At 40.6% G+C, this 14,520-nt stretch carries 10 protein-coding genes and 2 tRNA genes; 7 read left to right on the forward strand and 5 right to left on the reverse strand.

All coding sequences use genetic code 11. The features are described from left to right. Positions 1–3: 3 nt before the first annotated feature. Together ACOB80_RS19995 and ACOB80_RS20000 are read right to left on the reverse strand one after the other, a co-directional pair. On the reverse strand, positions 4–600 hold the full coding sequence (locus ACOB80_RS19995; RefSeq protein WP_473167649.1) for an AAA family ATPase: 597 nt from the start codon (positions 598–600) through the stop codon (positions 4–6). 15 nt (positions 601–615) lie between these two features. After that, positions 616–2,934, reverse strand: coding sequence for an FdhF/YdeP family oxidoreductase (locus ACOB80_RS20000; protein WP_473167650.1), 2,319 nt, complete (start codon positions 2,932–2,934; stop codon positions 616–618). Between the two features lie 342 nt (positions 2,935–3,276). On the opposite strand from ACOB80_RS20000, the gene ACOB80_RS20005 reads away from it, so the two are divergent. The 3 genes from ACOB80_RS20005 to ACOB80_RS20015 all read left to right on the forward strand — a co-directional run bounded on the left by ACOB80_RS20005 (position 3,277) and on the right by ACOB80_RS20015 (position 8,315). Continuing rightward, positions 3,277–6,417: an efflux RND transporter permease subunit gene (locus ACOB80_RS20005; protein WP_473167651.1), complete on the forward strand. Its 3,141-nt coding sequence runs from the start codon at positions 3,277–3,279 to the stop codon at positions 6,415–6,417. After that, positions 6,417–7,475, forward strand: coding sequence for an efflux RND transporter periplasmic adaptor subunit (locus ACOB80_RS20010; RefSeq protein WP_473167652.1), 1,059 nt, complete (start codon positions 6,417–6,419; stop codon positions 7,473–7,475). The genes ACOB80_RS20005 and ACOB80_RS20010 overlap by 1 nt, the downstream gene beginning before the upstream one ends. A gap of 111 nt (positions 7,476–7,586) precedes the next feature. Beyond that, complete coding sequence (locus ACOB80_RS20015) at positions 7,587–8,315, forward strand: SIR2 family NAD-dependent protein deacylase (protein WP_473167653.1); 729 nt, start codon at positions 7,587–7,589, stop codon at positions 8,313–8,315. Between the two features lie 10 nt (positions 8,316–8,325). On the opposite strand, the gene ACOB80_RS20020 is transcribed toward ACOB80_RS20015, so the two are convergent. Together ACOB80_RS20020 and metG are read right to left on the reverse strand one after the other, a co-directional pair. Beyond that, entirely contained in the window at positions 8,326–8,817 is a 492-nt protein-coding gene (locus tag ACOB80_RS20020) for a GNAT family N-acetyltransferase (protein ID WP_473167654.1), read from the reverse strand. Positions 8,818–8,855: 38 nt separating this feature from the next. Further along, complete coding sequence (gene metG, locus ACOB80_RS20025) at positions 8,856–10,889, reverse strand: methionine--tRNA ligase (protein WP_473167658.1); 2,034 nt, start codon at positions 10,887–10,889, stop codon at positions 8,856–8,858. A gap of 145 nt (positions 10,890–11,034) precedes the next feature. On the opposite strand from metG, the gene apbC reads away from it, so the two are divergent. Next, a complete protein-coding gene (apbC, locus tag ACOB80_RS20030; RefSeq protein WP_473167655.1) occupies positions 11,035–12,135 on the forward strand; it encodes an iron-sulfur cluster carrier protein ApbC in 1,101 nt (366 codons plus the stop codon). A 69-nt stretch (positions 12,136–12,204) separates the two neighbouring features. Next, positions 12,205–12,804: a dCTP deaminase gene (gene dcd / locus ACOB80_RS20035; protein WP_473167656.1), complete on the forward strand. Its 600-nt coding sequence runs from the start codon at positions 12,205–12,207 to the stop codon at positions 12,802–12,804. 14 nt (positions 12,805–12,818) lie between these two features. Here the strand turns inward: dcd and ACOB80_RS20040 are convergent, their stop codons facing one another. Beyond that, positions 12,819–13,730 carry a gluconeogenesis factor YvcK family protein gene (locus ACOB80_RS20040; protein ID WP_473167657.1) on the reverse strand — a complete coding sequence of 304 codons (912 nt, stop codon included), beginning with the start codon at positions 13,728–13,730 and terminating at the stop codon, positions 12,819–12,821. A gap of 395 nt (positions 13,731–14,125) precedes the next feature. On the opposite strand from ACOB80_RS20040, the gene ACOB80_RS20045 reads away from it, so the two are divergent. Next, positions 14,126–14,201, forward strand: a tRNA-Ala gene (locus ACOB80_RS20045). A 174-nt stretch (positions 14,202–14,375) separates the two neighbouring features. Then, a tRNA-Glu gene (locus tag ACOB80_RS20050) sits at positions 14,376–14,451 on the forward strand. The last annotated feature ends 69 nt before the right edge of the window (positions 14,452–14,520 follow it).

Raw genomic sequence — 14,520 nt, forward strand, 5'->3', positions numbered from 1 at the left:
TATTTATTGGTGGCTATCGCGATATTGGCCTATCACGTTTTCAATGGTCATTATGCCAAACATTACTTTTCGAATAAAACTTTCTGAACTACTAATTAAATTAAAGTTAGGGTGTTTAGACCAAATATCTTGCAGTTTGTTGTCGAGCTCTATTGCTGCTTGTTCTGATTCATTACGAATAGGGTTGTTACTGCGAATACTTTCTCCAGATTTGGCCGCTGTTTCAAAGAAAATAACCGCATCATATCGGGCAAACTCTTCTTCAATGCTCGTGTTCATTTGTTTGAAGTAGTCTTCGTCGCTATCGGGCCAATAAGCAAGCCCGTCCAAAGAGCCGCGATCACATAAAATTAAACAATCTGGATAGGTTGCTCGTTGAATATCTTCTAGATTTTTTTGCAACTGAAAGATGGCTTTTTGTTGCGCTTTTAATACGCTATCGTCAGTTGAACGTTCTACGCCACCACTAAAAATCATGGTAGCTGCTTCGGGAACAGACGCAATTTTACCGGCGAATTCTCGGCGTATTAAATCTAAGGCAGTAGTTTTACCGCCCCCTGGGCCACCTGTTAATACGATACGTTTTCGAAGTTTGTCCATATTCATTGCTGATCTCTACAAAATTCTAGTGGTTTGCGCTTTTTCCAGATAAACCGCGATTGCTTTCGATGTCGGTGTAAATGATTTATCGCCAACACTATCTAACGGTACCAATGGATTGGTCTCTGGGTAATACGCAGCTAAGTTTCCTCTGGGAATATCGTAAAACACTAATGAAAATTCCGTTACTTGTCTTTGATTATCATCAAACCAAATAGAGGTAATGTCGACACTGTCACCTTCATCAAAACCTAATTTATGTGCATCTTTTTCATTGATAAACAATACTTTCCTATTATTCTCGATACCTCGGTATCTGTCGTGCATACCGTAAATAGTGGTATTGTATTGGTCATGAGATCTTAACGATTGCAGAGTGAAAAGCTGGTGCTTTTTATTGGATTGTTCGAAAGTTTCTGCGACGAGCTGTTTGGGTAACTGGTTGGCAGAAAACTGTGCTTTGTTGTCGCTAGTATGCCAAGTTAGCGCGCGAGCGCTATTACCTAAATAAAAGCCACCCGGGGTTTTTATTTTGTTATTAAACTCGTTAAAAGAGGGCAGTGTTTGTTCGATTAGTTCTCTAATTTTACGGTAGTCTTTAGTTAACTCTAGCCAATTAATATCACTATTCGGAATTACCGCTTGTGCAATATTCGCGACAATATTAACTTCTGAACGTAAATTTGTTGATAAAGGCTCTACATTGCCTTGAGAAGCATGCACCATAGAAAATGTATCTTCTACGGTAATTTTTTGCTCTCCGCTTTCTTGTCTATCTATTTCGGTTCGGCCTAAACATGGCAAAATAAGGGCATCTTTACCCATGTATAAATGGCTTCGATTTAACTTAGTACTAATCTGAACATTTAGCTCGGTATTATTAAGCGCCTTTATAATCTCTTCTGTATCAGGACCAGCAGCGGCTAAATTCCCACCTAAACAAACCAGTGTTTTACTTTCTTTGGCTAAAAATGCTTTTAACGCATGATAGACGTTATGACCAGGTTCATAAGGTAGCTCTGCTTGAGTTAACTTTTGTAAGCTGTCGATAAACTCAGGTTTTGCTTTTTCATTAATGCCAACTGTTCTGTTGCCTTGTACGTTGGAATGGCCTCTAACAGGGCATAATCCAGCACCTGATTTACCTATATTTCCGTTTAACAGTTGTAAGTTAACAATCTCTTTGATGGTATCAACTGAGTGTTTATGCTGGGTGATACCCATTGCCCAAGTAATGATAACTTTTCTGCCTGCTAAATAAATTGCTGCAGCTTGCTGGATTTCCGCTTCTGTTAAACCTGATTGCTGGCAGATACTGTCCCACGAAGTCTGTTCTACCGTACTTAAATACTTATCAAAACCTGAGCAATGCTTTTCTATAAAGCCATTATCGATAACTGGTGCTTGGTTATTAGCTTGTGCTTCGTGATTTTTCTCAATTATGGCTTTAACTATGCCACGTATCGCTGCCATATCTCCGCCAAGTTTAGGCGTGAAATAGGCATGGCTGATTGTGGTGGCGCTAGTAGTTAGCAGCTCTACTGGATCTTGCGGGCTGGCGAATTTTTCTAAAGCGACTTCTTTTAAATTGTTAAAACTAACGATTTTACAGCCATTTTTTGCTGCTTTACGCAGGGCGTTCATCATCCTCGGATGGTTGGAACCAGGGTTTTGGCCGAAAACAAAGATAGTATCAGCGTGATCGAAGTCGTCTAAAGTAACCGTTCCTTTACCAATGCCAATGCTTTCCGTTAACGCAACACCACTCGCCTCATGACACATATTTGAGCAATCAGGAAAATTATTTGTACCAAACATACGACCAAACAACTGATAGAGAAAAGCTGCTTCATTACTTGCTCGACCTGAAGTGTAAAACTCAGCCTGATTTGGGTGTTTGAGGTTTGATAGGTGCTTTGCTATTAAGGAAAAAGCATCTTGCCAGTCTATAGGAAGGTATTTATCAGATTTTGCATCATAACGCATTGGCTCCGTTAATCTGCCTTGGTATTCAAGCCAGTAATCGCTTTGTTTGCGTAACGAGGAAACTGTATGAGCAGAAAAAAACTCATTGTCTACTTGCTTTGCTGTAGATTCCCAAGCAATCGCTTTTGCGCCATTTTCACAAAACTTAAACAGCCCGTCTTTTTGATCGCCCCATGCGCAACCTGGGCAATCAAAGCCTTTATCTTGGTTAGCTTTCAGTAAACTTCTTAGATTAGTTGAAGGTTGCTGACTTTTTACTATGTGTTTTAACGTTGACGCTAGAGAAGGCAAACCACCTGCTTTAGTTGGCTTGTTAACCTTTCTGAATTCTGAAGAAGTTTTAGTCACTATGGTTACCGCGTAAATGCTCGATACTTTATACCCTAAGTATTATTTAACTTCCGGCGGGTAATCTCAAGCAAACAAAGCGGATTTACTTATGGGTGGGGTGAGAATTAGGAAAATTACATTTACAGATGAGACTTGTAATTTATCGCGTAAACCTGTGATTGGTCTTTGCCTAAGTTATGTCCAAATATTTCCATTAATGACATTAGATTTCTAATCCGAGGTTTGTCGTAGTTTTACCTCAACTAACCGCAGATGAACTGTTAAAAACTGTAGCTTTAACTAATTTAAATTCCAACAGGTGTTTTAGCCAGCGAAGTTTAGCTGTTAATGGAGAAATAGATGAAACTTACCTCACATGCACTTTCCAATCCTGCATCGGTTGCAGTAGCTGTTGCCTTGCTGCTATTAGCGGGGCTAGTTAGCTTAAGTAACCTACCTGTTCAGCTATTTCCTGATATTGAGCGCCCTAGAATTGCCGTACAAACTTTCTGGAGAGCTGCTTCTCCACAAGAAATTGAATCAGAAATTATCGAGCCTCAGGAACAAGTACTTCGCGGTATACCAGGTATGGTGAGCATGAATGCTTTTGCCAACAGAGGTGCCGCTTTCATTAATTTAGAATTTTCTGTTGGCACCGATATGGACCAAGCCTTGATAGAGGTAATAAGTCGCATGACTAGGGTGCAGAATTTGCCTAGAGATGCGCGACCACCAAGAATTATGCTTGGTGGGTTTGGTGGGGGAACTCCTGCCTTGACTTTCTTTTTTCTTCAAGCGCTTCCAGGCAATGATAAAGGGATTGATGAATATATAGATTTTACTAATGATGTCATTCGACCTCGTATCGAGTCGGTTGAAGGGGTAGCAAATGTACAAACCTTTACCGAGCGAAATCGAGAACAATTGCAAATTCGCTTTGATCCAATAAAAGCCGCTGATTTTGGCATTCAAATTCCACAACTTATTTCACTAGTCTCTTCTAATAATGATGTTTCCGGCGGTTTTATTGACGTTGGACGGAGACAGTATACGTTGAGGTTTAGCGGTAAATATGGCGTTAATGAATTAGAAAACCTCATTTTAGAATCACGAAACGGCCGGAACATACGTTTATCTGATGTTGCGTCCGTTGAAATTAGTCGCCCTGACAAACAAAATGTCGCGGTACAGAATGGTAACCCCGCATTCTCACTACGTATAGATCGCATTAGCGGCGCAAACGTACTCGACACCTTAAATAGGGTAAAAGCTGAAATAGAGAGTATTAACAGTGAACTGCTTGCGGATAAAAAGCTTGTTTTAGTGCAATCCTTCGATGCGTCGGTCTTTATTTACCGCGCTATTAGTCTCGTTACTAGTAATATCGTGGTTGGTGTATTTCTGGCAGTTTCTATCTTGTGGTTTTTCGTTAGACGATTGAGAGCAACGTTGATAATCGCTACAGCGATTCCGATATGTTTGCTAACCACTTTTTTCGTACTAAACATTACAGGGCGTTCCCTTAATGTGATTTCGTTGGCAGGTCTTGCTTTCGCCGTAGGTATGGTGCTAGATGCAGCAATAGTTGTACTAGAAAATATCTTACGATTGCGGGATAAGGGTGAAGATCGTCACCAAAGTGCTGAACTTGGTGCCAAACAGGTGTGGGGAGCACTGATGGCATCAACGGCGACTACGGTGGCGATTTTTCTACCCGTTTTCTTTTTAAAAGATATAGAAGGGCAGTTATTTGGTGATTTGGCGTTAACAATTGCCATAGCGGTTTCTGTATCTTTATTAGTCGCAATTTTATTATTGCCAGTATTGGCGAAATACTTTTTAAAGCAGGATTCGGTAAAAGATCCTCATCAACAGTTTTGGCAAGGCATTAGTCAAAAGGTGATGAAGCTAACCGCGACTAGCAAGAGACGCAAAATAATTGCTTCAACTATGTTATTCGTTCCCGTCTTAGTGACTTATTTAGTCTTTCCCACCATGGACTACTTGCCCCCAGTAAAACGCGACGCTGTTGACGCTAGATTGCAGTTTCCGCCTGGTGCAAACATCAAAGTGATTGAAAAAGAAGTCGTTGATCGCATTGTAAAACGATTAGAGCCTTACATGAGTGGCGAAAAGCAACCTGCGTTGAAAAACTACTATTTGTTTAGTGGCCCATTTGGCGGAAATCTAGGTGTTAGGGCGCAAGATCAATCTCAAGTAAATGAGCTATTGAAGGTTGTAAGGGAAGAGATACTTGTAGATTTACCCGATACTAACGCATTTGCTTTTCAGGGGAACTTGTTTGGTGGCTTTGGTGGTGGTCGTCAAGTTAGCCTAAATTTGCAATCTCGAGATTATGCTGCTCTACAAGATGTCGCTCGCCAAGGGGTAGAGTGGGTAAAAGCTGCTATTCCTGAAGCTTCAGTTAGTGCCAACCCAACGCCATTGAATGCCGAGCCAGAGTTACGTTTGTATCCGCAAGATCGTCACATCCTTGAACAAGGCTGGAACCGACGAGATTTAGGGCGCGTTGTTCGCACCTTGGGGGATGGGCTATACGTTGGCGAGTATTTTAACGGTAGTAAACGCTTAGACATGATATTGCGCTCAAACGATTGGCAAACTCCAGAGCAATTGGCTGACGCGCCTGTTGTTACTGGTAATGGCAATATTACGCAACTTTCTACTCTTGTAGATATTCAGCGAACGGTCGGTCCGTCACGCTTAACCAGAGTTGGCGGTAAAAGAACGATTTCGTTAAACATCAGCCCACCTGAAGGCTGGTCGCTAGAGCAAACTATCGCGGTATTAAAAGACAAAGTAGAGCCTCAACTACGTGAAGTATTACCGCAGGATGGCAACCTAATTTATGGTGGAAGCGCAGACCAATTGGAAAAAGCTATTGGTGTAATGTCGAAGAATTTCGCCTTTGCTTTAATCATTCTTTTCTTACTGCTTGCCGCATTGTTTAAGTCGATGAAAGACAGTCTATTAGTGTTGATTACTATTCCGTTAGCTACAGTGGGCGGCATATTAGCGCTTAGCGCTTTAAATTGGTTTACTTTCCAACCTTTAGATTTACTGACCATGATAGGTTTCGTTATCTTGCTTGGTTTAGTCGTTAACAATGCGATTTTGCTTGTACATCAAACAAGAATGTCTCAATTGCAAGGAAACTCAAGAGAACATGCAGTTTTTGATGCTTTATCTGTGCGTTTACGACCTATCTTTATGAGTACGTTAACAAGCTTTTTCGGCATGTTGCCGCTTTTGTTAATGCCTGGAGCGGGCAGCGTGATATATCGAGGTTTAGCTTCGGTTATCGTTGGTGGTCTGGCAGTAAGTACTGTTTTTACTATTGTACTTTTACCTTGCCTGTTAAGAATGTCGCGTAGTGATTTTAACTTTATTTCTTATTTAATAAAAATCGACGCAGTGAATTTCGCTAAAGAAAACAATAGCCCTGTGTCGACTAGTGCCCAGTCTACGGAGATCAAATAATGAAAAAATTAGTATTTTTGGTGGCTTTGGTCACTCAGTCTAGTTTTGTCGCCAATGTTAATGCTGAGCAATCAGCCCAATTGGTTAGCGTTGCAAAAGTGAAAACTGAAAAAGTTAGCCCAACGGTTTGGATACCCGGAAATGTGGAAAGCCGACGCAATGCTCCGTTATCAGCGGAACAGGCTGGACAATTATTATGGGTTGTTGATGTTGGTAAAGAGCTTGAAAAGGGCGATGTTATTGCACAGATAGATGATAGACACCTTAAATTGCAAATTGCCCAACAAAAGGCCGAATTAGCTCAACATCAAGCAAGTGTTACGTATTTGCAGAAGCAAAAGAAACGTTTGCTGATGTTAAAAAAAGACAATAATACTTCAGTAAGTGAGCTTGAAAGTACCATTAGAGATCTTGATATTGCAAAAAGTCGTATGCAGGCTTTGAAATTGGCAGCTCAGCAAACGCAGCTTGCCATTGATAAAACTAAAATAGTATCTCCGTTTGCCGGTCATATCAGCGAACGATTTGTCACAGAAGGAGAGCTAATTACACCAGGTAGACCAATAGTTCGTTTAGTTGATACTACGCATCTTGATATTCAGGTGGCGGCACCATTGCACCTTGCTGAATATTTAAATAAGGAAAAAATGCTGCTGGTGAAATGGCGAGATAACATTGTCGAGTTACCCGTACGTACCTGGAGTTTAGCAGGCGATAGAGCAACGCGAACCTTTGATTTAAAACTGGCAGCAGACAATTTGAATTTGATTTCGGGCACTGCTGTCTCTGTTTCTCTTCCTAAAAGTACACCAACGATTACCACCTTAGTGCCTCGTGATGCCATTTTGATTCGAGAGAATGAAACCTTTGTTATGGTGAAAGATGAAGACAGTAAAGCGCAAAAAGTCATTGTTCGTTTAGGACAAGGTGTTGATGAATGGATTGCTGTTTCAGGTGAGCTGTATTCAGGAGACCAAGTTATAGTCAGGGGGGGAGAGCGCTTACAAGCAGGCACTTTGGTGAGGCTTGAGCAACAAGATATAGTCGCACAGCGTTAGTTTAGGTTAACGTCAATTAATTTGAGTTGTCTTCGAAAATATACTGGTATTAAAATGTTAAGTATTATTGAGTCAATTTAGTTTAGCCGCTGCAGTGGTATAGAAAATCAAATGGAAAGTCAAAAGTACAAGGGATCAACGAAACCCTATGTCGTTGTGTTGTCTGGTGCAGGTATGAGTGCGGAAAGTGGTATAGCTACGTTCCGCGATGCTAATGGTTTATGGGAAGGGCATGATGTGATGGAAGTGGCTTCACCACAAGGGTGGCAGGCTGATCCAGAGTTAGTGTTAACCTTCTACAACCAACGCCGCGCTCAGCTGTTGACTGTAGTACCTAATGCGGCTCATCAGGCGCTAGCCGAGTTAGAAAAGCATGCGCATGTCAGTATCGTAACGCAAAATGTCGATGACCTTCACGAGCGAGCAGGCTCTGAACACGTCATTCATTTACATGGTGAATTATTAAAAGTGCAAAGTACTAAAGATTCATCCCTTACTTACTCATGGCGTAAAGATATTGTAATAGGTGATACTTGTGACCTTAACAGCCAATTAAGGCCAGCGATTGTTTGGTTTGGAGAGCAAGTTCCTATGCTAGATGTTGCTATTGCTGAAGTGCTAAAAGCGGATATTATTTTAGTGATTGGTACTTCGATGCAAGTGTATCCTGCAGCAGGCTTAGTGTCATTTGCTCAGTCCCATTGCAAAATTATCTATGTTGACCCATCTCCTAACGTAAATGAAGCATTGGCAGCGACTAATGATTTGACGGTTATGTCAGAAAGCGCTGTTAATGCTATCCCGTCTATTTGCGCAGAAATAGCCAATGAATGGGGTTAAGTTTCTAGCTTTATAATAATGCGAAAATTTTCAAATTCGGTTGGTTTTTAAGGTAACTTTTATAACGAATGTTAAGTGGCTCTGTTAGCCGCTGTTCACTTTCATCTTCAGATAGCATGCCAAATTGATTCTTTTCATAAAACTGTGTCAGTGAACAATCAGCAAAACACACTACGGGATGATGTAAGTTCACCGTATGGCTGACTAAAGCGCTCGCGAGGCCTTTATTTCTAAAATGGGTCGATACGACAAGGCCATGTAATAGCCAAAGGGTATTGCTTTCGCTTAGTTTTGAAACAAACGTACAGGCGATTATTGCATTGTTCTCGTCGGTAACGCCATATACATGGTCAAAGCCTTTGTATTTAACGCTGACGCCTTGAGATTTGTAAAAGCGCAATACGTCTTTCTTTCTGCTTTTATCTAGAACTGTGATGGTGGAAGTGATCATTAAGGCGATGATAAACGTGTCTTTAGAGATTAATGTTAAGTTAGTTAACAAAAAAGCGCTCTTTAAGAGCGCTTTTTTGATTTTGGCTATTATTTAACACGCATACCTGGCTGCGCTCCCTCTTCAGGGTTTAAGATCCAAAGGTCTTTACCCCCTGGTCCAGCAGCTAATACCATGCCTTCTGACATACCGAAGCGCATTTTTCTCGGGGCTAAATTCGCTACCATCACTGTTAATTTACCTTCTAAATCTTCTGGTTGGTAGGCCGATTTAATACCGGCAAATACTTGGCGAGTTTCTCCGCCTAAATCTAGCTCTAAACGCAATAGTTTATCTGCTTTTTCAACATGCTCAGCTTTTACAATCTTAGCTACGCGTAAATCAATTTTCGCAAAATCATCAAATTGAATTTCTGGTGCAATTGGGTCATCTGCAAGAGGCCCTGTAACCGGCGCGGCAGCTTGACTTGCGGCCAAAGATTCTTTTGATGCGTCTACCATGGCTTCAATTTTATCCATTTCTACACGTTGCATTAACGCTTTGAATTTGTTGATTTTGTGATTGCTTAGTAAAGACTTGTGTCCTTCCCAAAGCAACTCATCATTTAAGAACGCTTCAGTGCTTTCTGCCAGTTTAGGTAAAACTGGTTTTAAGTAAATCATTAGCGTTCTGAATAAATTGATACCTAACGAGCAAACATCTTGTACTTCTTGCTGTTTACTTTCGTCTTTAACAAGTACCCATGGTTCTTTAACAGCGATGTACTCATTAACTTTGTCAGCAAGCGCCATAATTTCACGCATTGCTTTGCCGAATTCTCTATTTTCGTATAGCTCAGCAAGTTTATCTCCCGCACCCATAACTTCATCTGCAAGTGCTTGGTCTTCTACGTTGCTTGAAAGCACGCCGTCAAAGCGCTTAGTGATAAAACTTGCACAGCGAGAAGCAATATTAACTACTTTACCTACTAAATCTGAGTTTACACGTTGTGCGAAATCTTCTAGGTTAAGATCTAAGTCGTCAATACGATTAGTTAATTTCGCTGCATAGTAATAGCGTAAGTATTCAGGGTTTAAATGGTCTAAATAAGTACGACCTTTAATGAAGGTACCTTTTGATTTAGACATTTTAGCGCCATTAACGGTAACGAAGCCGTGTGCGTAAACTGACGTTGGCTTACGGTAACCTGCACCTTCTAACATGGCAGGCCAGAATAAACTGTGGAAGTAAATAATGTCTTTACCTATAAAGTGGTATAGCTCGGCATCAGAGTTCTCATTCCAATAGGTATCAAAATCAATGTTTTCACGATCACAAAGGTTTTTGAAACTACCCATGTAGCCGATTGGGGCATCTAACCATACATAGAAGAATTTGTCTTTAGCCCCAGGAATTTCAAAACCAAAATAAGGCGCATCGCGACTAATGTCCCACTGTTGTAGTCCTGACTCAAACCATTCGTTTAGTTTGTTCGCCATTTCTTCTTGTAGCGAGCCACCTGTTGTCCAATCTTTTAGCATTTGCTCAAAAGCTGGAAGATCAAAGAAGTAATGCTCTGAATCTTTTAATACTGGTGTAGCACCAGAAATAACTGAGCGAGGGTTAATCACTTCAGTAGGAGAATAAGTTGCACCACAATTGTCGCAACTATCGCCATTTTCATCTTCGCTCTTACACTTAGGGCAAGTACCTTTAACGAAGCGATCAGGTAGGAACATACCTTTTTCTGGATCATACAACTGTGAAATAGTACGAGTTTTAATATGACCTGCGTCTTTAAGCTTCAAATAGATTTCGCTAGCAAACTCTTTGTTTTCTTCACTGTGTGTTGAGTGATAGTTATCAAAGCTGATAAAAAAATCGTTAAAGTCTTGCATGTGTTCGTCACGAACACCGGCGATCATCTCTTCTGGGCTAACACCTAATTCTTGTGCTTTAAGCATAATTGGTGTGCCGTGCGCATCGTCAGCGCAGACGAAGTAAGTTTCGTTGCCACGCATTCGTTGAAAGCGCACCCAAATATCGGTTTGTATATGTTCTAACAAGTGCCCAAGGTGAATTGAACCGTTTGCATACGGCAAAGCACAAGTAACTAATATTTTGCGTTGATTTGATGATTGCATATAAGTTTTAAACTGATTTAATCGATTAATGAAAATTGGTGGTAATTCTGCAGCGAATGGTACAGAATTTGGCAAGGTATTTCATTAACAAAATTGATATTTACACTTGCTAATATAGAAGTAAGCGTAAATTTCTCCATCCATTATGCTTTCAAACTTATTCGGTCGCTCTTCTGTACCCGACGAAACACAAAAAACTATCATTGATTTCTTTTCCCAATATGAAGCGTCGCTCTTCAAAGGGAAAGTTGCTAATTGCTGCAAAATTAGCAAGATAGAAAAGGATAAAGATAACATCGTAGTTAAAATCTCTGCGCCATTTCCTTGTGACACCGCATTTGGTGAATTTGCTGATGCCCTGTTAGAAAGACACAATATTTCTATACTGTGTGACATTGCCCTTGATGTCTTGCCTGTTCAAAAGCACAACATTAGTTCTGTTAAAAACGTAATAGCAGTCTCATCAGGGAAAGGCGGGGTAGGGAAGTCAACTACAGCAGTTAATTTAGCATTTGCGCTTCAAGCTGAAGGGGCAAATGTAGGTATTTTGGATGCTGATGTTTATGGGCCTTCTATTCCTAAAATGCTTGGTCTTTCTGGAAAAAGGGTCGGCTCAGACGATGGTAAAACCATGATACCAATGGAAAGCAATGGAATTGCTGCAATGTCTATTGGCTTTTTGACTGATGAAAACGACGCAACTATTTGGCGAGGTCCTATGGCAAGCCGTGCTTTTGGGCAAATGCTCAATGAAACGAGTTGGCCAGAGCTCGACTACTTGATTATAGACATGCCACCCGGTACAGGAGATATACAGCTTACTTTAGCGCAACAAGTCCCTGTTGCTGGCGCTGTTGTTATTACAACACCACAAGATGTTGCATTGATCGATGCAGAGAAGGGGATGGCGATGTTTAATAAGGTTAATGTTCCTGTTCTCGGGCTAATAGAAAACATGAGTTATCACTTGTGCGAAAATTGTGGTCATAAAAGTCATTTGTTCGGACAAGGTGGTGCCGAAGCTCTTGCAAGCAAGTTTGATGCGAGTGTATTGGGGCAACTACCACTTGATATTGATATTTGTCAGCAAGTTGACAATGGTAGTTGTACCGTCTTGGAAAATAGCACTAGCGAAGTTGCTGTTTTATACCGTAAAATAGCGCAAAAAATGGCTGCGCATTTGTATTTTAATCACGATGCTAGAAGCCCTTTTACTAAGGAAATACTCTTTACTCAAATTGACTAAGTTTGAGGTTTAAGAAAGTACTAGTTAAAGAACACTTTATTTTAACCAAACCAGAGAATTATCTTCATTATGAGATTGTGCGATAAAGACATTCAAGCTCTAATTGAGCAAAACAAAATTCAAATTAGTCCGACACCTGATGAAAGTATGATCTCTGGTGTAAGTGTCGACATTCGATTAGGTAATGAATTTCGAGTATTTCAAGACCATACTGCGCCTTATATAGATTTAAGTGGCCCAAGAGAAGAAGTACAAAAAGCGATGAACTCTGTCATGAGTGATGAGATCGTTATTCCAGACGGAGAAGCGTTTTTCTTGCACCCTGGTGAATTAGCTCTTGCTGTTACTTATGAATCGGTCACTTTACCTGACGATATAGTAGGGTGGTTGGATGGTCGCTCTTCGTTAGCGCGTTTAGGGTTAATGGTTCATGTTACCGCCCACCGCATCGATCCAGGCTGGTCTGGTCAAATTGTTTTAGAGTTTTTCAATAGTGGTAAGTTGCCATTGGCGCTTCGCCCAAAAATGAAAATTGCGGCGTTAAATTTTGAAACAATGTCTGCTAGTGCACTTAGACCTTATAATAAGAGGGATGACGCAAAATATAAGGGACAAACTGGCGCAGTGGCCAGTAGAATAAGTCAAGACGACTCGGTTAAATCTGAGTAATAATATGTTAATCGTTAAGAATTAACGATTTTATCCAAGCGCTGGGATTCTAGTAAGCATTGTTCTAGCGCTTCGATGAGCTTATCTTTATCGTGATAATGTTCGACGTCATTTGACGCTAAGTTGCAATTTATCACCGGAACTAATTCTGATTTATGTTCATCTCCATGAGCAATAACACTATCTATTGGCAAGCAGCCAACATTTTCTTTTATCCATATTAGTTTTTCATCAAGCGTTAGATTTCCTGCAGGACTATTCTCTTTAACAATGTTATCAATAAACACACAGTGGGCGTTACTTGCCTGAATCGCGTTGACAATATCTCTTACCAATAAAGGTGGGATAACACTCGTTAAAAAGCTTCCTGGGCCCAAAATGATTAAATCAGCCTCTTTTAATGCGTCTTTACATGTCCCTAAAGATTTTACTAAAGGCGCCAACATCAGGTTTTTCGGCATTACTGGCATTTTATCTACAGATAACTCTCCTACACGACATCTGCCTTCTGGATAAAAGGCGATAAGGTCTGTAGGGGTTTCCGACATTGGTAAAACGGGAGTCTTCACTCTTAGCAAGCGACGAACCAATTTGATAGAGTCCAAGGGGCGAGATTGTATTTGACCCAAGCCAAATAAAATAAGATTTCCGAGATTGTGCCCACCTAGTTCGTCTTGACCATCAAATCGGTAATTAAATAGTTGACTACCTATAGAGTCGTCATCGACTAATTGAGTTAGGCAGTTGCGTAAATCACCCCATGCTATAGAGCTACTTCGCTTTCTTAGTCTGCCTGTTGAACCACCGTTATCTGTAGTTGTTACTATGCCAGTCAAATTCTTTTCCAGAAAAGAAAGGCTAGAAAGCACACGCCCTAAACCGTGTCCTCCACCAATCGCGACAACTTTTGAATGAGATAATTGCATGTATTACTTTTATAGATAGTATCAGGTTAACAATAACGGCTTTTTTCTAAAAAATAAAGGAGAGGCCTTACTACTGCTAGATTTTTGAACTATAAAAGAGGCTTAACTTTAAACTTTAACGAATAAAGTCTAGCAGAAGTTGTTCGGCGGTAAGTGGTCTTTATAAACATATGCTAGGAAAGCAAATTCTAAAAATTCACCGATTCAAGCCTTTGAATATATAAAAATTAATCAAGTTGATGCTTATATATTCACTTAAACAAAAATATGCGAAAAAATGCAATTTATTCGAAAATAATGGTTGACACTTTTTAGGGGGGTGCTTAGAATGCGCCTCGCTTTCAACGAGTAGTTATCTACGAGTTTACTGCCATTGCAGTGGCGGTTGAGAAAGAGGGGCTATAGCTCAGCTGGGAGAGCGCTTCGCTGGCAGCGAAGAGGTCTGCGGTTCGATCCCGCATAGCTCCACCAAGAATTTTATAGATGTGAGGTGTGTTTAGCGATTGCTAAATTGCCTTACACTAAAACAAGAAAGCAGCGCTTTCTGAAACAGTTTTAGTAGATTGTGAGGTCGCTCATTTTAGTTTAACTAAAGGTTCGCCTTACACTAAAACAGCGAAGTACACTTCGCAAAACAGTTTTAGTGTCCCTATCGTCTAGAGGCCTAGGACACCGCCCTTTCACGGCGGTAACAGGGGTTCGAATCCCCTTAGGGATGCCACTTTTATCATGGCAACATGAGCGAAGTAGAGTAAACTAGGTCATACTCTACTGAGTTTTCAAGCAATAG

This window comes from Thalassotalea coralli (assembly GCF_055786205.1).

Excerpts from the sequence above, each read along its gene's own strand:
- ACOB80_RS19995 (WP_473167649.1), bottom strand. The coding sequence starts at position 600 with ATGGACAAACTTCGAAAACGTATCGTATTAACAGGTGGCCCAGGGGGC.
- ACOB80_RS20005 (WP_473167651.1), top strand. The coding sequence starts at position 3,277 with ATGAAACTTACCTCACATGCACTTTCCAATCCTGCATCGGTTGCAGTA.
- ACOB80_RS20010 (WP_473167652.1), top strand. The coding sequence starts at position 6,417 with ATGAAAAAATTAGTATTTTTGGTGGCTTTGGTCACTCAGTCTAGTTTT.
- ACOB80_RS20015 (WP_473167653.1), top strand. The coding sequence starts at position 7,587 with ATGGAAAGTCAAAAGTACAAGGGATCAACGAAACCCTATGTCGTTGTG.
- metG (WP_473167658.1), bottom strand. The coding sequence starts at position 10,889 with ATGCAATCATCAAATCAACGCAAAATATTAGTTACTTGTGCTTTGCCG.
- apbC (WP_473167655.1), top strand. The coding sequence starts at position 11,035 with ATGCTTTCAAACTTATTCGGTCGCTCTTCTGTACCCGACGAAACACAA.
- dcd (WP_473167656.1), top strand. The coding sequence starts at position 12,205 with ATGAGATTGTGCGATAAAGACATTCAAGCTCTAATTGAGCAAAACAAA.
- ACOB80_RS20040 (WP_473167657.1), bottom strand. The coding sequence starts at position 13,730 with ATGCAATTATCTCATTCAAAAGTTGTCGCGATTGGTGGAGGACACGGT.